We start from the raw sequence: 23,246 nt of genomic DNA, 5'->3' as shown, positions 1-23,246 counted from the left end.
TGTAGAATAATCAATCCTATTAAAAAATCCCCCGAATGGGGGGGATTGGATGGAGCGCCTGTCGGCTATGATATAATCTTCAATTCCTTGGCGCGCTGCAGCGCCTTCACGCGGTTATTGACGTCCAGCTTCCGAAAGACGTTCTTCAAGTGAGACTTCACCGTTTCCGAAGTGATGTGCAGCGACTCCGCAATTTGTCGGTTGGATAACCCTTCCGCCATATATTGGACGATTCGCGTCTCCTGTCCGGTCAGCAAGCCGGTTGAGGCCGGCTCCTCCTCGGAAGCCTCCTCTCGATATTTCTCCCTGATCTTCTCCCACGTTCGGGCAAATCGTTGTTTCGTCACCGGCTTCATTAAGTAGTCTAAAGCGTTCACTTCGAACGCTTGTACCGCATAATCGTCAAAGCCCGTGACGAAGATGACGGATAGGGAAGGATCCTGCTCCAGCAATAATCGGGACAACGACATCCCGTCCACTTCCGGCATGGAGATATCGAGGAAAGCCACTTGAATGGGGTTGGCTCGCACATACTCATAAGCTTCGCGCGGAGTCAGAAACGTGCCGCATACTTCGAGGTCCTCATATTCGGCAAGCAGATGCTGTAGCCCTCGCACCGACAAAGCTTCATCGTCTACAATCATCGCTCTTATCATCCAACTTCCTCCTGTCTGACGGATAGGGGAGCTCGAAGAACACCTTCGTTCCGACTCCGACCGCACTTTTGACTTGCAAGCTTGCGTCGTATAGCAGCTTGATTCGTCGTGCTATGTTTCTCAGCCCGATTCCTCTGCGCCCCGAATCCGAACCAAGCACTTCTTGCCGTTTCGCCTCGCTCATTCCGCATCCGTTATCTTCGACGCTGAACCGAAGCTTCCCGTCCACTTCCCGAACCGAGATTTTGACCATGCCGCCTCTTACGCTAGACATCAAACCGTGCTTGATCGCATTCTCGACCAAGGGCTGCAAGATGAGCGGAGGAATGAGGCGATTCGAATCGGCCTCGATTTCGTACTCGATGGCCAACCGGTCGCCGAATCGTGCTTTTTCAATGTTGACGTAAGCCTGGGTCAATTCCAACTCGTTCTCCAATGTCGTGAACGTGTCCATTTGCTTGAAGTTAAGCCCGGATCTGAGATATTGAGAGAGGTCCAGCGTAAGCTGTTTCGCCTGTGGGGGGTCTTCTACGCAGAGAACGGCTATCGAATTGAGGGCGTTGTTTAGAAAATGCGGCTGAATCTGCGAACGTAAAAAAGCGATCTCCGCATCTTTGGCTTCCGCCAGCCGCTGTTGATTTTTCACGATCGTCTCCTTCACCTTCTCATTCAACGCAACAAAGACCAGAACGACGGCCACCATAACCAGGGTGTACAGGAGAATAGAGCTCAAGAACGTATCGAATAAGCCAATAAAGAGGGCCATTGAAAGAAAACTGCAAATGCAATAGCTAACCGTTAGGCCTGTCGCGATCCGCAGCTTTTGGTTCTTATTCGCTTGCAGGAATCGGGATTGGAAATACATGAAGATCGGGATGCACATAAATACGGCCAACGTCGTCGCGTAGAATCCGCCATCCATCCCAAGGTAGGCGCGGTAGAGCAGAATAAGCAAGGATAGAAACAGCGTCGTCTCGACCCCGCCGTAGAAGGCCCCCAGAAGCAGCGGAACGATACGGATGTCGATGGATAATTGATCAGTAACGTGGACGGGAAAGGTCATGCACAACACAAGCGCGACTCCGAATAGAAGCGCCTGCGTCAGCCTGAAATACTTAAATCTTCCGAAGCCAATCGAATAAAATAATTGGAAAGCGAAAATCAACGTAACGACGAACGCCACCTGCAGCAATAAGTCTTCGAGGATATTCATCACAACCGCCCTGTATCCTCCCCACCCATTCTATTATGCCTATTGTAAATAATCTCTGGCTGTTTTGTCTAACAGGGATGCTGCTCTTCAATTATCCGGTGACGGGGGCTAAACCTGCGGCAACGACCACCAGAACGTCTTTCACCGTGTCTTCCGCCGAACTCTGCTGCGGTTGCCGGCTCCACTCCATGGCCGCTCCAAAGATGCCCCAGCTTGCGATCCGGGCGGTCGTCTCCACCGTCTTGCGCGAAACCGAGGGTTCCGCTTGTTCGCTTAACCAAGCAAATAAGAGATCATAGAGTTCCTTTTGCATCACGAGCTCAAACAGGGTCTCATACTGACGATCCGCCAAAGACATATACGGGCGCGTACAGAAGAGAAAATCGAACACGATGAGAATCAGCGTTCGCAGGCTCCCGATATCGGATAAAGCCGCATTCGGCAGCTCATCCTCCAGCTTCTCCAGGAATTTCTCCCTCATCCAGCTCTCCAGAAACGTGAATTTGTCTTCAAAATGCGCATAAAACGTCGAGCGATTTACGGTCGCGTAGGCCGTAATCTCTTGTATGGTAATCGAAGAGACATTCTTCTTCTGCTCCAGCAATTCCATAAAAGCTTGCATCAGGAGCTGACGCGTTCTTTTTACACGGGGATCGTTGGGGTTCGTGAGCATGTTAAGCCGCTCCTCTCTATCCGAATATAAAAACAACAAATCCGAGCATGTGTTGGATAAGCCACGAATGCGCTCATTTATTGGTTGTAAGACCTAAATTGCTTAGATAAGATTAGCACAGACAGTGTAATCAGTGAAAGCTATAAAGTAGGTAGGATGACCAAGGAAGGACGAAACGATATGACAACAACCTGGACAGAAGACCACATGCCGGATCAGACCGGACGAGTGGCGATCGTAACCGGAGCCAACAGCGGGATCGGCTGGGAAGCGGCGCGGGCGCTAGCCAGCAAAGGGGCGACGGTCATTATGGCCTGCCGCAGTATCGCTAATGCCAACCATGCAGCTAACCGGATTCAAGCACATAAGCCGTCGGGCAAAGTCGTAGTGATGGCGCTCGATTTGGGCGATCTGGCTTCCGTCCGCGCTTTTGCGACGGCCTTTCGCCAGAACTACCAACGGCTGGATCTCCTGATCAATAACGCTGGCGTGGCGCATCCCCCTTACGGGAAGACCGTACAGGGCTTCGAGCAGCAATTCGGGACGAACCACCTAGGGCATTTTGCGCTGACCGGCTTGCTGCTGGATCTGCTCGGCGCGACGCCGGGTGCACGCATCGTGACCGTAAGCAGTATTTCGCATCGGTCGGGAATCATCCACTTTGATGACCTGAACCTGGAACGGAATTACAAGCCATCGCTCGGCTATGCTCAGAGCAAGCTGGCGAATCTCCTGTTCACCTATGAGCTGCAGCGTCGGCTGGTTACCGCCGGCCAATCCACTCTTGCAGTAGCTGCACACCCGGGCTGGTCCGCGACCAATGCGCTAAGGCACTCCAACTTCATGCGACGCCTGAACCCTATGTTCGCGCAGCCTCCGAAAATGGGCGTCTTGCCGACCCTTTACGCGGCCACTGCGCCAGACGTCCGAAGCGGCGATTACTTTGGGCCAAGTCTTCTCGAATTGCGTGGCTTCCCCAAGAAAGTCGAATCGAGTCCGCGCTCGCATGACGAAGCCGTCGCGCGGAGATTATGGGCGGTTTCGGAGGAGCTGACGCAGGTCAGGTATGAGTTCGGGGCGGGAAAATAAACGAATAAAGGTTTTGGAAGTTGTAACCCGCTCAGTGAGCGGGTTACAACTCTTTGACCATTCCGGCCATCATTTGTACAATATTTATAGCCGTTTAAACAGGCGACATCCGATAGGTAGGAAGAAGGAGTGTCCTTATGGAATACCATGTATCCATGCATGGGAATGATCAGGCAAGTGGAACAATGGATCAACCCTTTCGTACGATATCACGCGCTGCGGCTCTTGCCATGGCTGGGGATACGGTTATCGTTCATGCCGGAGTATACAGGGAATGGGTGAACCCGGCTCATGGGGGAACAGCGGAGCATCGAATCATCTATCGATCCGCAGGCGACGGGGAAGTCGTCATAACAGGAGCTGAACGGATTACGGACTGGAAGTCTGAGGGTGGCCCTGTTTGGAGTACAGAAGTACCTAACTCCCTATTTTCCGTTCGTAATCCCTTTGAAGAGGAACTCCGTGGAGACTGGGTGTTTGACGGGCCCTTCCCGGTTCATCTCGGGGATGTCTATTTGGATGGCAAATCTCTGTATGAATGCGATCGTGTCGAGAAGGTTCACCAGCCCGAAGTTTGGCCCGAAGCCAAATATCCCAAAGACTCGCTGTTAACGTGGTATGCCGAGGTTGGATCTGCAGCAACCAAGATCTGGGCCAATTTTGGCGGAAAAGATCCTCGTAAGGAAAATGTTGAAATCAATGTCCGTCCTTATTGCTTCTGGCCTGAGAAACCGGGACTTAACTACATAACTGTAAGCGGATTCACGCTTCGTCAGGCCTCTCCACAATGGGCGCCGCCTACGGACTACCAGGAGGGTTTGATCGGACCCCACTGGAGCAAGGGTTGGATTATTGAAAACAATATCATCAGTGAATCCAAATGCGTGGGGATCAGTCTGGGTACCGAAATCGGTACCGGTCACACCCAGTCTTCGGGGAAGCATATTAAGGGCGGTACGCAACGTGAGCAGGAAGTTATTTTGCGCGCATTACGCTCCGGTTGGCATAAAGATCGAGTCGGCAGTCACATCGTTCGAGGCAATGTGATTCATGATTGCGAACAGGCAGGTATCGTGGGCCATATGGGGGCAGCCTTCAGCCGCATTTATCAGAACCGGATTTATAATATTCACCACAAACGGCTCAGACACGGTGCCGAAGTCGCAGGAATCAAACTGCATGCTTCCCTGGATACTCAAATTTGTGAAAATATCATCTATAGCTGTTACCGTGCACTTTGGCTTGACTGGCAAGCACAGGGCACCCGCATCAGCCGCAATGTATTTTTTGACAACCTATCCGAAGACTTGTTCGTTGAGGTTTGCCATGGTCCGTATCTAGCGGATCACAATCTGTTCCTCTCTCCTATGAACTTCCGAAATATGGCGCAGGGCGGAGCCTTTGTCCATAATTTGTTTGCAGGCCGATTTGTCGTTCGTTCCGAGATTACCCGTACTACGCCGTATCACTTCCCTCACGAGACGGCAATGGCAGGGTACTCCAATATCACCGGGGGCGATGACAGGTACTATAACAACATCTTTTTGGGGGATGAAGGTGCGAATCAGGAGCCGGTTCCCATCACCTTTTTCGAGCATCTTCCGCTTAAACCAAGGGATGAAGTTGGAGAGAACGGGAAGACGGTCATGGATGGGGTTCCGGACGATTCCATCTGCTATCTGCATGCTGTGGGACTGGGAGGCTACGACAACCATCCTGATGCAAAAGATAAGAAATGGTGGGAATATACCAAAGAGGAGCTTGCTGAGCTAGGCGATGCCGCAAAGGATTTCTTTATCGGAAATGCCGTTCTGCCGGTGGCTATGGGTGGAAATGTATATCTTAACCATGCGGTTCCAGGCAGTCATGAACCCCATGCGAAAATCTATGCGCAGAAGGGCATCACCGTTCAGGTTCATCCTGCGCAGGGCAAAGTGCAAATTCAGGTCCATGCGCCCGAATGGCTTCGAGGAGCCTCCGCCCTATTGGTGACCACCGACCTGCTTGGCAAGACTTATCACGCCGAGATGAAGTATGAGGAGCCGGACGGCACTCCTTATCGTTTTGACTCCGACTTTTTCGGGACAAAGAGACCTGATGCAGATGTCACACCCGGTCCGTTTGAATGGAGTGAAGAGGGTCGCTTTGATTTTGAATTTTAGATAGAAGAAGGGCCCCGACCGTTTGGTCAAGACCCCATTTTGTGGACAACAGAAAAAGACCCTAGGCAACAAGCTGACGTCGGTACTCTACCGGCGTCAGCTTGTTTAATTTTCGTTGAGGACGGCGATGGTTGTAAAAGTGAATGAAGTCTTCCATTCGACTTTGTGCTTCCTCTAAAGTTCGGATATCATAAGGATAGAGTCCTTCCGTTTTTAGATGCGAGAAGAAGCTCTCCATCGAGGCATTATCATAACAATTGCCTCGGCGAGACATGCTGATTTGGGCGCCAACCTTTGGCAGCATGTCGTGGTAAGCATAGGACGTGTACTGGAATCCTTGATCGCTGTGAACGATCAATCCGGTCATGTCCTTTTGCTTTTCAAAGGCTTTCTCGAATGTCTGCAAGACAAGCTGGTTATCATTTCTCAAGCTCATATTGTAAGCGACGATCTCATTATTGAATAAATCTTTAATCGTTGAGAGGTACAACCAAGTATCTCCAACACGATACTGTGTGACGTCAGTTACCCACTTTTGATTCGGCAAATCAGCTTTAAAATCCCGTTGCAGCAGATTTTCTGCAACCCGCCCGCCTGTAGAGCCTGCGTAATTGTATCGATGCTTGCGCCGGATTCTAGAGCGTATACCGAGCTCTTGCATTAATCGTAGAACCTTTTTGTGATTGATCCGTAAATCATGCTCTTGAAGAAGGAAGAGTTGAAGTTGTCTGTAGCCGTATTTACCGTCGTATTTCGTATACAACGCATGTAGCAGCTCCTTTAGCTCACGATCCCGCTCTTCTGTCTTGCGCTTTAAATAGGCGTAGAATCCGCTACGTGAAATTCCTACTTCTTTACAGAGCTCGGAGACGCTATAACGTTGTCTAAGCTCTTGGACGAGCCGATGCTTCTCTGGTACACCTCCGCCTTCGTAATGGCCAACCACTTTTTTAGGACAGCGTTCTCCATCTCCAAACGTCTCACGTAACGATCCTCATCGACATACTCTCTTCGTCTCCCGCGATGGTCCATTAGTCCGAACTCTCCCATTTTCTTGTAACGACTCATCCATACTTTCAATCGTCCAAGGTCTTCGATCCCCAATACCTCGGCCACTTTCTGCTTTGTCATTCCTTGAAGCCTCATTTCAATTGCCTTCTTTTTTGTGTCAAAACTGTATGAAACAAACTTCCGCCCCTTTTTTGCCATACGAAAAGCACCCCCTATAGTTTTCATCGGTTTAAACACCAGGGTGTTTTTCCAATGTCCACTATAAGGGGTGCACTTCAGTTCGGTCAGGGCTTTTATTCTACATATGGAGGCGAAAGGCATCAAGCCCCATTAAGGTACATCCAATATCTTTTTATCAAATTTCGGAAATACGTTCCTGCACTTCTTCCCAGCGCATACCCGCACTCCGAGACAAATTGTTTTTTTGCTCGAATCGGGGATTCTTGTCACATAATTCAATTGCCATACGTCAAACTAATGAGAACTAAATTTAAGGGAAAAGGAAGCGGAGTGATGAACGCACAGGAATTGATAGCGGAACAATTTGAAAAGAATCGCAAGAACCTTCTCGCGATAGCCTATCGAATGCTGGGATCCTGGAGCGAGGCAGAGGATGCGGTTCAAGAAGCTTGGCTGCGTCTAAGCCTGTCCGATTCCAGAGATATTGAGAATCTAGGCGGTTGGCTGACCACAGTGGTCTCCCGAATCTGCCTTGACATGCTTCGGGCACGTAAATCGCGGCGAGAGGAGTCGGTGGAAGACCTTTCGCCCCATGCATTCATGAATGATTCGGATAGCGATCCTGAACAAGAGGCCCTGCTGGCAGACTCAGTCGGGCTCGCAATGCTGGTAGTGCTTGGCAGTCTGAGTCCATCCGAGCGTGTCACTTTTGTTCTGCACGACATATTCGCTATACCCTTTACTGAAATTGCCTCTATCCTGGGTAAAACCGAGGCAGCTACTAGACAGCTTGCCAGTCGTGCACGCCGCCGTGTGAGAGGTGGGAACCCAGAAAAAGACAAGACTTCTCTGGCTTATCAACGCGAGCTGATCGAAGCATTCCTCGCCGCGGCGCGGGATGCTGACTTTGATAGGTTGTTGTCTGTGCTTGACCCGAATGTTGTGCTTCGGGACGACCGTCAGAGTGGAGGATTGCGCATCACTCATGGAGCACACCATCTAGCCCAGCAGGTTGCCGGGCGCATACAGGCTTCACAAACCGCTCTGATAAACGGTTCCATCGGTGTGATCGTGGCCCCTCAAGGTCACTTGCAGTACGTGCTCCAATACACCATTCGGCAGGGAAAGATCGCCGAAATCGATTTGATCTCCGATCCCGTAAATATCAGCAAGCTGGACCTTGTGCCGCTGGACTATTGAATTCAACCTTTTAGAGGAGGATTTTTATCAAAATGAGCAACTACAGAGTGGAAGAGAAAGATGCATTTCGGTTCGTAGGATATCCTATTTTGCTGGGTGGAGAGGCAATCATCCATACCGATAGTTATTCCATCCGAAAGACCGAGTTCTTCAAGTCCGTCATTCAGAGCGGCAAGTTGACCTTGCTTCGCCCCCTCTCGGAGAGTAAGTATGGGTATGGAGTAATCGCCGCGAAAGATAGCGGTACTTACTACTATGCCGGTATCCGTACCACCCAACCCCCTATCGACGGAACGGAAGAGGTGTTATTCCCCCAAAGTCACTATCTGATTCTGAGCGGCCAAGGCGGGTTGTCCCGCCTTGCCTTTGACAAGCTTGAAGATCAAGCATTCACGGAGGTCTTGACCGAAGACTTCCCTTACGAATATCACGGAGGTCCCATTGCCGAAATCTTGTTAAACGGAAATCCGGCCGACGCAGAAGTCGAAGTATGGATACCCGTAATTCGAAAATCATGACCAAAAAGAAAAGAGGCTTCTCTACATTTTACTGTAGCGAAGCTCCTTTTCGTTGTTGCGGATTTACCATATGGAGGCAGGGGGAGTCGAACCCCTGTCTGAAGGCAACGCCACATAGGTTTCATCGGGTGTGGTGACAGTTTTGATGTCAACCGATTCTAAATAAATCGAGGACACTTTTTGACCATTCCGGTATCTGGTCCATCCTATAAATTAATTGATTATCCTGAATTTCTGCAATAATTGTAGGCTCAAACGTATTATCAATAATAATGAGTTGGTCTGCGATACTCACAGCAGGTTTTAAATTCTGAAGCGATTGTCCATATCGCCAACGGATATCCTCTTCTGCAATCCAGTGCCCTCCTTGCTCTACGCGGGAAGCCACACGGTCAATATGCATTTGCACATCCTGAAGGCCGATATAATACATAATAATTTGATAACCTTTTTCCTTGGCTAGCTGCATATGCCTTAAGAAGAATGTACCCGATAACGTAGTCTCGACAGCAAAATGATGATTGGTGCTAATCAGAGAACGGATTCGTTTGATTGCTTCCTTGCCTGCCGACAAATCTGCACTTCGAGGATCTTCAGGATTTAGTCGCATAGCAATTTGATCAGGATCAACAACCTCTCCGATCAACTCCCTCATTTGCAAGCTAATTGTACTTTTACCAGCACCGTTAGTACCCGCGAAGATCGTCATGACAGGTTGATGGTTATTCAACACACTTCCGCTCCGTCCGCTTTCCCTGTGAATCGAAAATGATCTCGAACTTATTCCCTTCAGCATCCTCGCGAATACGTCTGTTATCCTTAATATAGTACAGGGATGCTCCCGATTGTTTGGCTTGTTGACGAGCACGTTGACTGGCCTTCTTAAGTATACTTTGAAGCTGTTCTCGATCGACTGCCATAACGAGGACCTCCTTCTGTTTTCTGTTCATTGCTTTACATTATTATACACAATAAAAAAGCCATCAACCACATCATTGGCTGAAGGCTTTTCGTTTCGTTTGTAGTATGGAGGCGAGAGGCGCCGAGCCCCTGTCCGATTATGTCACCCAAGAGTCACCCCATGATAGCATTGTCCCCGCCACTTGGGGTAGTATATAATTTACTTAAAGTTTTGTGCGGAGGTGATTGTCATGAAGTGGAACGAGGTACAACATCTTTATCCAAACGAATGGGTTGTAATCGAAGCCATTCAAGCACATTCGGATGGTGATCTTCGTCTCGTTGAGGATATGGCAATCGTTCAACAGTTCGATGATTCTTCCGAGGCAATGAAACGGTGTAATGAATTACAAAGAAGTCGTCCTTCAAGTGAGTTTTACTTCTTCCATACCTCCCGCCCCAGAGTTGAAATACGTGAACGCAGGTGGATAGGCATCAGAGGTGGCCGATGAACCTAAAACTCATTGATAGTTTGCCCTTTATCTCAGTAAAGGTAAAATACAAACATCAAGAAATCACCCTCAATAATGTCCTTGTCGACACCGGCTCTGCAGGAACAATATTTAAAGCCGAATTACTAAGGAACATTGGGATCTATCCTGAAGCAAATGATTTCACATGTGCGATTAGGGGGATTGGCGGATCAGAGGTTGTGTTTTTCAAAACAGTGGATTCCATTGAAATTGAAGATATCACGCTAGATCAATTTGAAATCGAAGTTGGAGAAATGGAGTATGGTTTTCCGATCGAAGGTATCTTGGGATTTGACTTTATGCAAGCGGCAGGAATTATTATTGATTCAAAACAATTAAAAATACATAGTAGTAACTAGCGCATAATCCAACCTGCAAAGGTTACGAAACTTAAAGGCCGTCCCCAAGTCATCATGAATGACGAAAGGACGGCCTTTCTTAAACTCCACTACAACCCTACGACTCCTCCACCCGAATCCCCACCACTTTCTCGGCCAAGTCCACATCGGTGTGATCCAGTTGCACTTTCACCTTACCCAGTCTGCGAGCTTCGCGCCATTCCCGTAAGTCTTCCTCATTCTCCAGCTTCAATTCCGCAATTTCACTGGCCCGATCAAACATGTACTTACTCGTGTACAGGCAGGTGTAAATCCCTTGTCCGCCTAGAGCAATCGGCTGGTCCCGCCGCTCCCAACGTTCGATCGTAAACTTTACATATAGCTCCTCTTCCGTCCCGGGCCGAGCCGGCCGTTCCGTGATTTCCCGTCTCCGGACCACCTTCCAATCCAGGACCCGTCCAAACCAATGAATACCCGTGTTCCCTGGGCCTTGAAACTTTTTGCGAGACTGGCACATGGCAATGTATTCGATTTGAGTCAGCAGCTTGTGGTCAACGATATTTTTCAGCGGCATATGGTAGAACTGATGCTTCAAAGCCATCTCCAGTTGGGAAGGCTCCCTGAGCGAACCTACCAGGACATTCTTGCCCGCAAACTTGTTGTAGTAATATTCCTTCGTCCCGCGGGGGCGAGTGGAACGTTCGTAAGCTTTCTCCGGGCTGTCTTGGATGATCTCCTCCAGCAGTTGGTCCATCAAATCCGTCGTGTTCGGCAGAAACGGGATCGCCCCGATGTTGACGAGCTGAATGCTTTTGTAAAAAGGATGCTCCCTAAACTTCACCTCATCCGGATACGGAAAAAGCACATACGCCCCAAACATACTCCGCTCATACTCGCCGTTCCGTAGATCCTGGTACACAATCGCATCCCGGTATCGGTGCATCGTGTTGATGTCGTCCTCCTCAGGCCCCGGCTGTTTGTACTTCTTCCAGTACGGCGTCCCCTCATAAGCGGGGTTCAAGCGGTATTTCGCATCAAAAATATACTTATACTCAATCGCCGCGTCATTCTTTTTCAAAGTCAGCACATTATCGGGTCTCTGCGCTAGCGTAGAGTGGCCGTCTCCCTGAGGCAGGGAATTGTAGTAGAGCGTAAACACTTCCCCATTTCGCGGATTCCGATAGACCATCTTCGCCTTCCGCCCGCGATCCAACGTCACAAACAGACCCGTCCGATTCACCTTAATCAGATCCTGGCTCACCAGCTCATATTTCCGCCGCATCAAATCGTGGATTTTCAGGAAACACCAGTACTCATACAACTGCGCCAGATCCTTCATCGATAACCGGAACAGATCCCCTTGAATCGAGAGCCCCTTCATCAGCAAGAGATAAATCCGATAGACCTCCCGATACCCCGGAGCCATCTGCAGGACCAGCGTGATCGAAACTTGCTTCATATCCCCAATTTGTAAAAAATCCTGCTGTAACAGCCGCTGCAACTGTGAACGCATCACGTCAATTTTCTTCAGCAAGACGGGATCCGCGGTTCCTTTTTTCGCTGCATGGGACCTGAGCTCCTTCAGCTTCGAGGTGATGCGCAGCAACGCCCAGCGGATGAACCGATTTTCCGCCGTATCGAAGTCCATATACCGCCGGGTTTCAAGCACATGCGTAGGCAGCTCCTGCCCCGGAACAAACAGCTCCGGCCTTTTGCGCAAAAAGGCGATATTCTCCTTCCCCACCCGCTTCGCCCTCGACGCCTCCACCAGATGAGATTCACGGCGCATTTTATAGTGGGGGGTATTTTTGATCCGATCAACGCCTTGGGTCAGTTGCCCAAAAACCTGCTGTAATATCGTAAAAAACTCCGTCACACTCTGATGCCGGGTCTCCCTCAACCCGGTAAGATGAAACGTCTTGCGCAGAAAGTCAAAAGACAGATTATAGATCTGCTCATTCACCTCTCGCAAAATCACTTCGTAATCGCGCTTGTAATCCATTTTGGATGGGAACACTTCGAGCTGCAGCTTGAAGATGACTTCGCCATGCAGGCGTAACTCCAGTTCCGAAAGACCAACCTCATTCTGAAAATTAAGAATCCCCGACATAACACGGCCAAGACGGCCTACAGGTTTAACCGCTTGCCGCAAGTGAAGATTTTCATGGAAGAATACGATCGGTAGATCCTTCTGTTTCTTCTCTACTACGATTTCATAAGCTTGGGTTTCATAAAACAGGGGCTCTGCCGGATCGCCAGGATTCCAAGCTTGGAGACCCGAGGACTCATGCGAAAAGACTTGAATCGAGTTCATCTCCACTTTCGGCGAGGGGACTTCTACTTGAAAATGGGCGTCCACCCACACCTCCCCCTCCTGCCGATGAAGCTGCATCGTCTCGACAGTCGGATGAAATGGCTTCCCTTTGATATTTAAATCAAACAGATTGGTCTCAATGCGTAGTAACTCCATCGGCGCATTACGATAACCAGTAAGAGGTGAATCCATCTTCTTCAAGCCTCCGTAACATCGAAGCGATTTTCCTTGCACTACGCGGATACTTGGCTTGATCGAGCAGTGATTTAAGCTTATTACCCTCGAACAATGAAGTCGTATCCTCTACATACTCATTGACGGCAAAAGAGGAACCCACACACTCCCGCATCAAGTTCAGAAGAACTCTCCGGATCGAAGCGCTGCTGCCTTGAATGCGAGGCAATATTTTCTGGAGTAACTGGTGATCCAACGCCTCATCCTCGGTAAGCAACCCGAACCGCTGGTTATAGAGCATATAGAAACACACCGCATCCCGAATTCGAAACCCTATATGCGCATGGATTTCCTCCAAAATGCCGTTGATCCGCACCAACGTATCGGTCGTCTTCGTAATCAGTGCTTTGGATTCCACGTTATAGGCATCTACTAGCTGCAGATAATCACATCTTAAGAACAGATTTGGCATGGCCTCTGGACGTTGCCCCACCTCTGATTCCTCGTCAGGAAATTGAGCCAAGAAGATATCATTGAACTCAATCGTATTCGCCCGGTCGAGCACCTTTTTACTAAAAGGATGCGTCGTCTCGTCCATATTGACCGTCCCAATCAAGTACACATTCTCCGGAATCGACAGATTACCATATATCTCTCGATCCTCATCCTGCACAAGCGAACTGCCGTGAATGATGGGGTCGGTAGCAATATGTCCATCCCGCCATTCCTGAGTCTCCAGAATGCTAAGCATATCGCTGAAATAGTGTTCTACTCGTGCCAAATTCATCTCATCAAGGCAGATAAAATAAGGTTTAATCGGGTTATGGGAGGCCTCCAACAATACCTCGGTAACACGCCCAGGACGGAACTTACCAGACAAGTCACTGTAGCCAATCAAATCCGACGGATCACTCCAATCCGGTCGGACTGGGATCAACGTAAACTGCCCATTCTCCGAAGTCGCCCCCATCGCCTCTGCAAAGAGCTTGACCAGCTTGGTTTTCCCGGTTCCCGATACGCCTGCTAGGATGACGAAAGGTTTGGTTTTGAGGGAGAGGTAGAAGTTTTCGATCAATCCAGGCGGGTAGGCAAACCCCTTATTTTTAATGTACGATTGGATACCATCCAAATGCCCGCGAACTGCCTCATCATCCATGTTTTCTTCCACCGTTTCCAAAGGATATTCTGGATCTTCGACCTGTTCGGTTTGAAGCTTCCGATCGACGTATTCTTGGTAGGTCGTCATCAATTGCTCAAGATCAGCTACTAGCTGATCATCGCTCGGAATATGAGACGCATCGTACCGCTTGTAGGCAACCGTCGATATTTGATAATCACGGCCCAAACCAGCTGAAGTAAGCTGGATATTTTCATCTTTGGAGAAAGCTTGAAAATCAAGGCTCTCTCTTATTTCCGTCACCTTTTGTTGTAGGAACTTGTACCCTTCTTTTCTACCTCGCTCCTGAATAGGTTTCGTAACCCCTTGGTTAAAAGTCAGATAGACCGCGCTCATGTCCTCAGCAAATAGGTAAACGATATATTCCCCGTATTGGGTAGATTTCGTAATTCGGGTATCCATAAGAGCTAGCCAAGGTACGGTTGCCCAGTTCCCCATCCCCACTGAACCTTGAATTTTGATATGCTCCGAAACAAATGGAAGCAAACGAAGCTGCTCCGGCAACTTCTTTCTGAATAAAGTACCTAGCGCGTGATTCGTAAAAGATTCGGTCTTAGCTTGAGGATAGGTTTGCAGGATATGAACCAAACTCTCGTGAAGAGATAAGCTTAGCTCCTGCCCAAGTTGACTATGGTATAGGTCCAGTTCACGGTTAACATAATCCTGAAGCTCTAATAACATTGCTTCCCCTTGCGCCCATATTGAATCCGCAAACGTCAAAAAAGCCCCGTCCGCTTGCTTAACAACAACCGAACGAAGCGCTTCTATTGGAGTATCGAGCAGGGATCTCACCTGGGACAGGCTCATGGACTCCCACCGGTTAGCCACTTTAGGTGGCGGTGAATCTACAGTAAGACCACTGCTCTCCTTATGTTGATAGTAGGTCAGGAACCGCCGGGTAACATCATCAATCCTAAGCATCTGATCCTGCGTTTCCTGCCACGTGTCTATCATCGCAAGCACAAGCACCATTTTGTAGGACTTTTGCTTTACACGGAATAAATTTGCTAATTCAACTGGAAGTGACATGTTTTGCCCTCCGGGATCTCAATTGATCACTAAATTTTCTTTCTATCTATTATCAGGAATATGCTCCAACAAATCACCAGGTTGACAATTTAAAGCGGAACAGAGTTTATCAATTATCTCTAGAGAGACATATTCATTTGTATTCAATTTTGCCATAGTAGCAGATGATATTCCCGTCATTTTTAATAAATCAAGCTTCTTTATCTCTCGATCTATAAGTAATTTTTGAAATGGCTTATAACTTATCATTGCCTAACCCCTCGCAAAGAAGTTGAATTTTTCTTTAATTATATTGAACAATCTTTGCATAAACAAAATTATATTTATGTTCACTTGACCTAAATTTTTGTGATGTTAAAATAATACTTGTGAAGTTAAATTTTAGTTCGTAAAATCAAATTCCTAGGAGGCGCGATTCTTGACCAATTCTTTGGAGATCTTGATTGATCCACTCATTCGTAACCGATTAGAGTCTTTATACAATGAACTTAAAAACAATAACTCCGATTTCAAGCAAATTTCATGTGAAGCTGAACAATATATCAAGGCAATACGAGAAGCCCTTACCGACAACCTCAAACAAACTTTATTCCTTTATGAAGACTCTCAATTCACCATACAAACAATTTTAGAAACAAAAATATATCTGCAAGGATTTAAAGATGCCTTGCATCTATTCAATGAAATACATATCACTATACGTTAAAGGCTACAGACTTATCAATCTTTATAAACTCTGCCGCATAACACCTAGTGTTCCCGGTGTTGAAAGGCTTAAGCAGCTGACTTTTCAAACGAATCCTCCTTTATCGGAGAGGATTTAGTTCAGTTTTTATAGCTGGAAGGAGTAATGAACATTTTAACGAAAATATCAAGTGGGACATTAATATTGTACTATACTTAAAAAGCACTCCGATCGGATATAGGATTCCTTGCCGCTGCGATATCTCAAGAACGTATTTATGTGGTTTCTCTATTATCGGATGACATGGTTGAAGTTGTAGTTCATGGGTGCATAATAAACACCCCGGAAAGGATAAACGGCAGTTTTTACTTCGAAAGTCAAGTTATTCTTATAACAGACATAAATAAGTCCTGAATCAATCACGCAACAATGATACCTCATAAAGGGATCCGCACTGCCATCCAAACCCTCTTGTATTTTGATTCAGACGAAGCATATATCAGGATAGTTTAAGTGACTTGATGGGTGTATATACGGATGCTATCTAATAGCTTAATTCGCAATAACTAATTGGGCTGAGGTTGAGTCAAAGAGGGGAAATAGAAATGACCATCTATCTTTTAACTGGGAATACTTCAGAAGGAAGAAAGATTACCATGTCTGTAGAAGCCATAAACGAATCCCATGCATTGAGTCAGGCTTATAGCCAGTATGGTAAGTTACGACAATATCAAATCATGAAAATAGATGTACTTCAGGAGCCATACGACTTGGAGCAGGCACCGAAACATTTCTTTCCAAAACTGCAGTATAGCGACGAAGAAATACTGCAAATGATTGAACGGATCAATATGAATCAGGGTAGCTTTGAAGAGTATAAAGCCGTAAAGGAACATTTTGATCCCATAATAAAGGGAGCAGTAAACAGCCCGACACTCGATCTCTCCATAGATGAGCGTGAGGAAATAGTAGACCATATTTTGATTGATATTCTTAAAGAATTTAGTTATTCATTCTCACCGGATCGTGGACGGTTGTTGTCGTATATCAAGATGAAGGTGAGGGATCGTGTAAAAGTCTACCAGGAACGATTAAAGTATGTTAATGCCAGTAATAGGAAGAGCCGACGTTTACGATCCATTGTTCTAAAAGAACATTTCGATGAACTAAGTCGGCCAGAAATTAATCTTGATGATGATTTAGAAAGAGCTAAGGTAATCTCAACGATCCAAGTTATACCTGAAGATGCATTTCGTAAAGTTCCCCGGAAATTCAAGGAAGACTTGTTTGAGAGGATTGCAGAGTTAGGAATTCATAACGAGCTTTTACGAAGCGAAAGACAAAAAGCAATATTTAATCTTGCTTATGGTCCTAAGCGATTGAAACAGATTGAAATCGCGGCCAATCTCAAAATTACGCAAGGGACCGTAAGTGTAAATATGAAGCGTGCTAAAGAAAACATCCTGAAAAAGATCAAAAAATAGATGTACAGGCGAACTAAAAACGTCAATATTTTGTAGTTTGGCCTGTGAGATTTTATCCATGGTATATGAAGTATATTAATTGTAATCGTTATTTCAAATTAATTTTTAAAGGTTGGTTATTATGTATTATATATAGGAGGGCGGGGGGACGACTAACGTCATAATCTTGATTTATAGTTCGAACTGTCGCACCTCTAATGCGGGGATTGGTTGATTGATTAATTCAAATTTAATATGAAGAAGTCTCAGCTCTTAACTCTTCGTACGATTGGGACGGGAGTTATTTTATGCTCACTTTTTTTCAGGGCCCAAGTGGCTGCTAGTATTAGCAGCTGCTTGGGCCTTTTTTTGTTTCTACGATTTTACTTGTAAGAATGAAGTTCGGAAACCTATTAGGTTAAGAAAAAGCACAGAGAGGAAACAGAAAGCAGAATAATTCGATCTCTTCTAACTTTCAAGATAGAGATAATATCCAGCGAGCTCAAAGAAGCCACATTTAGTGGCCCTCTTTGGGCTTTTTTTGTATCCAAAAATAACTGAAACGAAAAAGCGCTGGGGGAATCCCCAGCGCTTTTTCGTTTCATAAGGAGCTAAGGAAGTTCATGAGAGAATTTACAGTTAACTGGGCTAAAACGCCGGCTAGCCAATACCCTTTCTTAATTGACAAGGAGCCAACCAACCATATATGGAATAAGGAAAGGATATATCGGGATCGAAAAACCGGCAACTACTATCATAAAGACGGCTTGCATGGAGAAATTGAAGCATACAACCGAAGAGGAAAACACATCGGAGTCCTGACTCCTGAGGGGAACAAACATCCAACCAAAGGAGCCGTACCTGGAAGAACCATACCAGTTTAATGAGGATCTAAGTATTGTATCTATGTTTCAAAAAATAATATAGACGCGGGATGAAGACTCCCTACTCAGTCTCGTCCCGCTCTTTTTTGGTGTTTGTATATTATGTATTAATATCTTTATCAGTATAATAGAGCCATTATAACTTAAGCCCTTAAAGCACTTATTATTCCACGATCTCCAAGCATTTCGTTCCCATCTGGAGAAAGTTTTTCAAAAACATTTGTTCCCTTCAATATTTTTTGAGCTTATGTAGTATATGCTTCTTTTTTCAAATCTCTCCTCCTTATCAGCCAGAACACCGGAAAACGCGGAGGCGTCATATTCAAATACAGGTTATTTATTACCTTTTGCACGGTTATGAGTTTTACATAACATTTGGCAATTTTCGGCGCTCGTTGCACCACCTTTACTCCAAGCCGTAACATGGTCTGCATCCATTTCGCTTAATTTCCAAATCTTTGTTTTGTTTGAATCATGTCCCATTGCACATAACGGACAGTTTGACTTACCCTCTGACTCGGCCTCATTAGTTTGCATTGTGTAAATGGACCTCTTTGTTGCTTCATCAAATACTCGAACCTCGAGCAATTTGGTATCTTGTGAACCTCCAAGAATATATTCAAAAATACCCTTCCGGTTTTTAATGTATGGATCACCATATAGCTTTTTTAACTGATCAGATACACTTTTGGGGTTATACGCCTGATTATGATATTTTTCGTAAAGTCTACCCCACTCAAGCCCACGCATCTCGCTTTCAACATCAATAAATACGCTGGAAACCCAATCAATCACGCTATTGAAATATTGTTTTAATTCCTTGATATTATCGTCAAAGCGATGACGGCTCATGTAATCACTAATATTGCCCTTACTTACCCAATCCAGAGCACATTCTAAATATTCCTGCCGGTTAGCACTCGCCGATACATATGCACTCCATTTTTGAATGTTGGCATTTTGGCTATTACTGAACTCGGCTTTGCCGAGAGTAACAAACGGGCCAGAATATACAGCGTTGAGTAATTCCTGATTATTTAGTGGAACCCCCGCAATATTGATTGTTTTAAACCACTCTTTTATCTCACTTTCGGTACCTTCACACTCATAAATGAGTAGCTTAGTTTCCAGAATCTTATCTTGCTTGTCTTTTGCCATTCCGCTAAAATACTGCTCCATGCCGCTTTCATCTTTGATGGCAAATTTGTTAGTTACAAACCGTCCGAGACTGGTGATACGCTGTTGCCCGTCCAAAACTTCAAAATTGCTGTTGCTCACTTTGTTAAAATAAATCAATCCTATAGGGTAACCTTTTAGGACTGAGTCAATGACAAACGCTTCTTTTTTGCCTCCGTCGGACGCATAAATATAGTTACGCTGATACTCCGGCTGAATAGTGAGCATGCCGGATAAGCCGAATAAACCCTTACCTTCAAGTTCGTTATAGACAAACCCTTCGCAAATTTCTTTGATTGAAATGCTAGTTCTAAGAGTTGTTTTCATATTAGCTCCCCTTGTGCTTAATAAAAATTCTTTTATAAGCCATCTTTGCAACGCCATCTTCATAGTAACCGGCTGTTGGATTACCTTCCTTATATGCTCCTGTGCCGCCAGCTTTATAATAATCTTCAACAAACTCTTTTGTTAAACCAGGTGTTTTCTTTAATTCGTCATCAACAAGACCATTATCACTTGTTCCTAAAATCTCAAATTGCTCCGGGCTATATTTATCTAAAAAACTAATTGGCACACCCATTACACCATCATAGTCACTCGGGATAGCATCAGTAAATGGCACTTCTATAGCATCATAGTTATCATATTTAATGTACTCTTCTTTACCTTTTATTCCTTTATGTTTGCTGTATTTCAAATTATCGCTCATTGTCATAAGTGGCAATGGCTGGTGACGCCTTCCATGGTCTAGGTTGGTAAACCAACAAACATTGCGGAATTTCACTAAACCAGTAGTTTCATCAAACACTCCCGAAGCGAAATTACGTGTATTTGGCGTATAAAAATATGCATTACCAGCGTTAAATCCATTTCCTAGCCACATCTTATTATTTCTAATTAACGGAAATATTTCTTTGTAAGTAATTGCATTCATACTGCCAATAATAAGAAAGAATTTGTTGTAATCAAATAGCTGTTTAACATATTCACGAAATAAGCTAAACGGTGGATTCGTTATCACAATGTCGGATTGTTTTAATAAATCTACACATTCATCACTGCGGAAGTCGCCGTCGCCTTCTAGCGGCGCCCATTCATTATTTTTGTTTGCCTTTAATTGCAATGCAACATCTTTTAGGTTGAATTCACCATCACCGTCTATATCATGTACTTCATTGATAATAAATCTGTTAGCAGTTATTTTAGGAAGGTCTTTAGAAAGCACAAGAGTGCTGTCATCACTAAATAATTCTATTTGCATATTGGCAATAGGTGAAGGTTTATAGCTGGTAGTAATAAGCTGTTTTAGCCCAATCCTGTTAAAGTTTAGTGCGAAATAGCGAAAGAAGTTGCTCTCATACGGATCGTCACAGTTGCAGTACACTACCTTGCCTCGAAATACCTCGGAATTGTATTCTAAATAAGCTTCAATCTCTTTTTGAATATCGCCGTATTGGGTGTAAAACTCGTCGTTCTTTACCCGTTTTGCATTTGTAAGATTTTTGTTTGCCATACGTTCTCCCACCTACTTTTCTTTGCCTACCAATTCCTTGTGAACTAACGATTAATTTTATACATATTAGTATAGTGCTATACTATAAGTGATTCAACACAGCAGTTCCGTAAAGATAACATAAAAGGACAGTTAAGGCATCTTTACTCGCCCTATCTGTCCTTTAACTTTGGTAAACTCTTCAAATATTTAAGCATTTACTCGGTTGATATCGATGATTAGATCAATATCCGTAGTTCAAGTTACCTAGCACCCGATGTAATGCATAGGTTGAAACTCTATAAGAGGGACTAGCTTCTCTTCTTAATCAGAGTATTCTCGCTCCTAAAGTTCGCATCATCTCAAATGTGTCGATGCAAGGAACACCGAACGCCATACATACATTTGGTATAAGGATTCTATTTCTCTTATCCCTATTATATTTTTCAAGAGTTACAACGGTATAGCCATGAACTTTCGCATATGCAACAAGCCAACTATCACCGGCAGTTGCAAACTCCGTCTTAGCAGTTTCTAGAAACAAGGGATTTGTAAATGCCCATTGCATTATACTCCTGTATGACTCTATTACTTCCGCTTGGTCTGTACTCATACACCAACTGCTAAAGTCAGAAAGAATCCATTTATGCAAGGGGTCTGGATCTGCACTTTGACTTTGTGGAGTGAGTTCATCTTTAATCTTATCAATAGTAACAATTTGATCCCTGTTAGCTAATTCGGTAAGAATCCTCCAGAAACCAGGTACAATATCGAATGAATAATATGATTGATGGGCATTTATATAAACATTGGCGTCTAGTACATATTTCATAAGGTTCCTCCAGAGCCTAGGCGATTGGTAAACTCCGTAAATGTTTTTCCAGTCATCCCCGTTAATCTATAGGCATCTCTATATAGGAGGTTTCCTTCTCTAGCTGCTGTAATAACCGTTTCTGCAAACCGTCTGCCTATACGAGAACCTTGTGTTCGATAATAATCCCCGCCACTGGAATCTTGAGTAACTTGAGTTACTCTTTGAACATATTCAGTATAAAATTCGAAAAATTCCCCCCGATCAATTAAACCAAGATCGAGAGCTCTTCGAGCAGCAACAATTTCACTGACCTTGAAGTGTCGAGCTAACTTTTGAAACCGGTATTGTTCCAACTTAATTAATGGCCAATACTTAAGAAGATCACTTTCTGGTACCAGAAATTCTGCTGCTACAGAATTACAAGCAACTTCAGTTTCATTATCTGCAGGTTGAAGTACCTCAAGATCGAATATAGCACTTTTACCAAACCATATATGTGCCAGTTCGTGTGCAAGTGTAAACATTTGAGCTGCTTTTCCATCAGAACTGTTAAGAAAAATAATTGGTGCATAGTTATCTACTAACACGAAACCACGAAACTCTTGAACGCTTAGTTTGCGACGAGTATTATTTCCAACTATTCCGTTCATCATCACATAAATTCCAATATCCTCAATTGCCTTTTGTAATAAACGCAAAGCCTCTTGCCAATTTCTACTATGAGAAGCCCAACCATTAGGTAAGTTAAGAGCTTTCCTAATATCTATAGCCACTTTTTTAGGTTCCTCTGTATGATTAAAGGAACCAACAAACTTAAGCGGCTCAGTATACTGTTCTATGAGATAATCTCTCAGCCATTGTTGTCTTCGTTCAATTATTTGTACAGTCTCTAAAAGATCGGGACTAGGAGGTTCTGCATGGCCCTGATCACCTAATGTACGAAAATGTGGGATAGGTAATCGCTCTTCTGGCGGGCTTTCCAGGAAGAAACAGCCTAGAGGAGTATAGGTAGCCTTTGCAAAAAGTTCAAGTTGCTTTAAAGTTGGATATTCTTCTCGTGCAATCCATTGATTTAGTTTAGGAAATTTGTTTTCGATTGCTTCGGCTATACCGGTACGAGTTACTGCCCATCTCAATAAATCCGGACTCACTTCAACCCTAGCCATTGAGCGTCACCTCCTTCATACATTATTATATGTTAAAAACAGTATTATGTAAGGGTATTTGAACAAAATCTTAGTTGTGGGTGTAAAAACGAAAAATGCTGAGACACCTTTGTCTAGGCTCATCAGAATGGTGCTCGTAAATTCACAGGGACAGGACTAACCCTGCAACAATATTGGTCCCAAAAGCACATAAAAGCTCCAGCAACGCTGAACCAAACAATCTCATGTCAAATGCATCATATTTCATATGCAACCCCTCCTTATGATTAAGGCATGCTAACTTCAAGCTGCAGAATCTCAGCAGACTAAAGAGTAACATTGCTAAGGAGACCATGAGTGTCACACACAAGATGGATGACAGTCCTGTATAAGAGCATACTGCCCCTGTCAATTTACGAA

23 protein-coding genes are annotated in these 23,246 nt (G+C 45.2%); 9 read left to right on the top strand and 14 right to left on the bottom strand.

Features of this window, described 5'->3' with window-relative positions; translation table 11 throughout:
• Positions 1-65: 65 nt before the first annotated feature.
• From KJS42_RS12970 to KJS42_RS12960, 3 genes are all read right to left on the bottom strand, one after another.
• Positions 66-656: a response regulator transcription factor gene (locus tag KJS42_RS12970; protein WP_193417237.1), complete on the bottom strand. Its 591-nt coding sequence runs from the start codon at positions 654-656 to the stop codon at positions 66-68.
• Positions 628-1,869, bottom strand: a complete 1,242-nt coding sequence (locus tag KJS42_RS12965) for a sensor histidine kinase (RefSeq protein WP_213623080.1) — start codon at positions 1,867-1,869, stop codon at positions 628-630. Before KJS42_RS12965 ends, KJS42_RS12970 begins: the two co-directional genes overlap by 29 nt.
• Before the next feature lie 91 nt (positions 1,870-1,960).
• Positions 1,961-2,542 (bottom strand): TetR/AcrR family transcriptional regulator, encoded by a 582-nt coding sequence (locus KJS42_RS12960; RefSeq protein ID WP_213623079.1) that lies wholly within the window; start codon positions 2,540-2,542, stop codon positions 1,961-1,963.
• Between the two features lie 180 nt (positions 2,543-2,722).
• Here KJS42_RS12960 and KJS42_RS12955 point away from each other — a divergent pair, with 180 nt between their 5' ends.
• A complete protein-coding gene (locus tag KJS42_RS12955) occupies positions 2,723-3,631 on the top strand; it encodes an oxidoreductase (RefSeq protein WP_213623078.1) in 909 nt (302 codons plus the stop codon).
• Between the two features lie 137 nt (positions 3,632-3,768).
• Positions 3,769-5,793, top strand: coding sequence for a right-handed parallel beta-helix repeat-containing protein (locus KJS42_RS12950; RefSeq protein WP_213623077.1), 2,025 nt, complete (start codon positions 3,769-3,771; stop codon positions 5,791-5,793).
• 61 nt (positions 5,794-5,854) lie between these two features.
• Here KJS42_RS12950 and KJS42_RS12945 read toward each other — a convergent pair whose 3' ends face one another.
• Positions 5,855-6,739, bottom strand: coding sequence for an IS3 family transposase (locus KJS42_RS12945; RefSeq protein ID WP_244868469.1), 885 nt, complete (start codon positions 6,737-6,739; stop codon positions 5,855-5,857).
• The gene (locus KJS42_RS12940; RefSeq protein ID WP_193419154.1) at positions 6,640-6,924 is read right to left on the bottom strand and encodes a helix-turn-helix domain-containing protein; all 285 of its coding nucleotides are present in this window, start codon (positions 6,922-6,924) and stop codon (positions 6,640-6,642) included. Before KJS42_RS12940 ends, KJS42_RS12945 begins: the two co-directional genes overlap by 100 nt.
• Before the next feature lie 393 nt (positions 6,925-7,317).
• Between KJS42_RS12940 and KJS42_RS12935 the strand changes: the two genes are divergently transcribed.
• Both KJS42_RS12935 and KJS42_RS12930 read left to right on the top strand, forming a co-directional pair.
• The gene (locus KJS42_RS12935; RefSeq protein ID WP_213623076.1) at positions 7,318-8,184 is read left to right on the top strand and encodes a sigma-70 family RNA polymerase sigma factor; all 867 of its coding nucleotides are present in this window, start codon (positions 7,318-7,320) and stop codon (positions 8,182-8,184) included.
• Between the two features lie 32 nt (positions 8,185-8,216).
• The gene (locus KJS42_RS12930) at positions 8,217-8,702 is read left to right on the top strand and encodes an effector binding domain-containing protein (RefSeq protein ID WP_213623075.1); all 486 of its coding nucleotides are present in this window, start codon (positions 8,217-8,219) and stop codon (positions 8,700-8,702) included.
• A gap of 148 nt (positions 8,703-8,850) precedes the next feature.
• Here the strand turns inward: KJS42_RS12930 and KJS42_RS12925 are convergent, their stop codons facing one another.
• On the bottom strand, positions 8,851-9,432 hold the full coding sequence (locus KJS42_RS12925; RefSeq protein WP_213623074.1) for an ATPase: 582 nt from the start codon (positions 9,430-9,432) through the stop codon (positions 8,851-8,853).
• Positions 9,425-9,622, bottom strand: coding sequence for a hypothetical protein (locus KJS42_RS12920; protein ID WP_213623073.1), 198 nt, complete (start codon positions 9,620-9,622; stop codon positions 9,425-9,427). Before KJS42_RS12920 ends, KJS42_RS12925 begins: the two co-directional genes overlap by 8 nt.
• A gap of 231 nt (positions 9,623-9,853) precedes the next feature.
• Here KJS42_RS12920 and KJS42_RS12915 point away from each other — a divergent pair, with 231 nt between their 5' ends.
• Positions 9,854-10,114 carry a hypothetical protein gene (locus KJS42_RS12915; protein ID WP_178024368.1) on the top strand — a complete coding sequence of 87 codons (261 nt, stop codon included), beginning with the start codon at positions 9,854-9,856 and terminating at the stop codon, positions 10,112-10,114.
• Entirely contained in the window at positions 10,111-10,494 is a 384-nt protein-coding gene (locus KJS42_RS12910; protein WP_213623072.1) for a retropepsin-like aspartic protease, read from the top strand. The genes KJS42_RS12915 and KJS42_RS12910 overlap by 4 nt, the downstream gene beginning before the upstream one ends.
• Positions 10,495-10,591: 97 nt before the next feature.
• Here the strand turns inward: KJS42_RS12910 and KJS42_RS12905 are convergent, their stop codons facing one another.
• Genes KJS42_RS12905 through KJS42_RS12895 form a run of 3 tightly spaced genes read right to left on the bottom strand, consistent with a single transcriptional unit; the run spans position 10,592 to position 15,416 of the window.
• A complete protein-coding gene (locus KJS42_RS12905) occupies positions 10,592-12,979 on the bottom strand; it encodes a restriction endonuclease-like protein (RefSeq protein ID WP_213623071.1) in 2,388 nt (795 codons plus the stop codon).
• Positions 12,951-15,167: an MrcB family domain-containing protein gene (locus tag KJS42_RS12900; protein WP_213623070.1), complete on the bottom strand. Its 2,217-nt coding sequence runs from the start codon at positions 15,165-15,167 to the stop codon at positions 12,951-12,953. The genes KJS42_RS12905 and KJS42_RS12900 overlap by 29 nt, the downstream gene beginning before the upstream one ends.
• A gap of 42 nt (positions 15,168-15,209) precedes the next feature.
• Positions 15,210-15,416, bottom strand: coding sequence for a helix-turn-helix domain-containing protein (locus tag KJS42_RS12895; protein WP_213623069.1), 207 nt, complete (start codon positions 15,414-15,416; stop codon positions 15,210-15,212).
• 169 nt (positions 15,417-15,585) lie between these two features.
• On the opposite strand from KJS42_RS12895, the gene KJS42_RS12890 reads away from it, so the two are divergent.
• The 3 genes from KJS42_RS12890 (at position 15,586) to KJS42_RS12880 (ending at position 18,199) form a co-directional block, all read left to right on the top strand.
• Positions 15,586-15,873 (top strand): hypothetical protein, encoded by a 288-nt coding sequence (locus tag KJS42_RS12890; protein WP_213623068.1) that lies wholly within the window; start codon positions 15,586-15,588, stop codon positions 15,871-15,873.
• A gap of 584 nt (positions 15,874-16,457) precedes the next feature.
• A complete protein-coding gene (locus tag KJS42_RS12885; protein ID WP_213623067.1) occupies positions 16,458-17,336 on the top strand; it encodes an RNA polymerase sigma factor in 879 nt (292 codons plus the stop codon).
• Between the two features lie 602 nt (positions 17,337-17,938).
• Entirely contained in the window at positions 17,939-18,199 is a 261-nt protein-coding gene (locus KJS42_RS12880) for a colicin E3/pyocin S6 family cytotoxin (protein WP_213623066.1), read from the top strand.
• A 333-nt stretch (positions 18,200-18,532) separates the two neighbouring features.
• Here KJS42_RS12880 and KJS42_RS12875 read toward each other — a convergent pair whose 3' ends face one another.
• From KJS42_RS12875 to KJS42_RS12860, 4 genes are all read right to left on the bottom strand, one after another.
• A complete protein-coding gene (locus KJS42_RS12875) occupies positions 18,533-19,702 on the bottom strand; it encodes an HNH endonuclease family protein (RefSeq protein ID WP_213623065.1) in 1,170 nt (389 codons plus the stop codon).
• Between the two features lies 1 nt (position 19,703).
• Positions 19,704-20,888, bottom strand: coding sequence for an adenine-specific methyltransferase EcoRI family protein (locus KJS42_RS12870; RefSeq protein ID WP_213623064.1), 1,185 nt, complete (start codon positions 20,886-20,888; stop codon positions 19,704-19,706).
• Positions 20,889-21,195: 307 nt separating this feature from the next.
• Positions 21,196-21,699 carry a DUF4411 family protein gene (locus KJS42_RS12865; RefSeq protein WP_213623063.1) on the bottom strand — a complete coding sequence of 168 codons (504 nt, stop codon included), beginning with the start codon at positions 21,697-21,699 and terminating at the stop codon, positions 21,196-21,198.
• On the bottom strand, positions 21,696-22,847 hold the full coding sequence (locus KJS42_RS12860; RefSeq protein WP_213623062.1) for an ImmA/IrrE family metallo-endopeptidase: 1,152 nt from the start codon (positions 22,845-22,847) through the stop codon (positions 21,696-21,698). Before KJS42_RS12860 ends, KJS42_RS12865 begins: the two co-directional genes overlap by 4 nt.
• Positions 22,848-23,246: the final 399 nt, after the last annotated feature.

This window comes from Paenibacillus sp. J53TS2, from assembly GCF_018403305.1.
Lineage (GTDB): Bacteria > Bacillota > Bacilli > Paenibacillales > Paenibacillaceae > Fontibacillus > Fontibacillus rhizolycopersici.
Note: the sequence above shows the minus strand (reverse complement) of the source record. Positions and strands in the feature narration are given on the sequence as shown.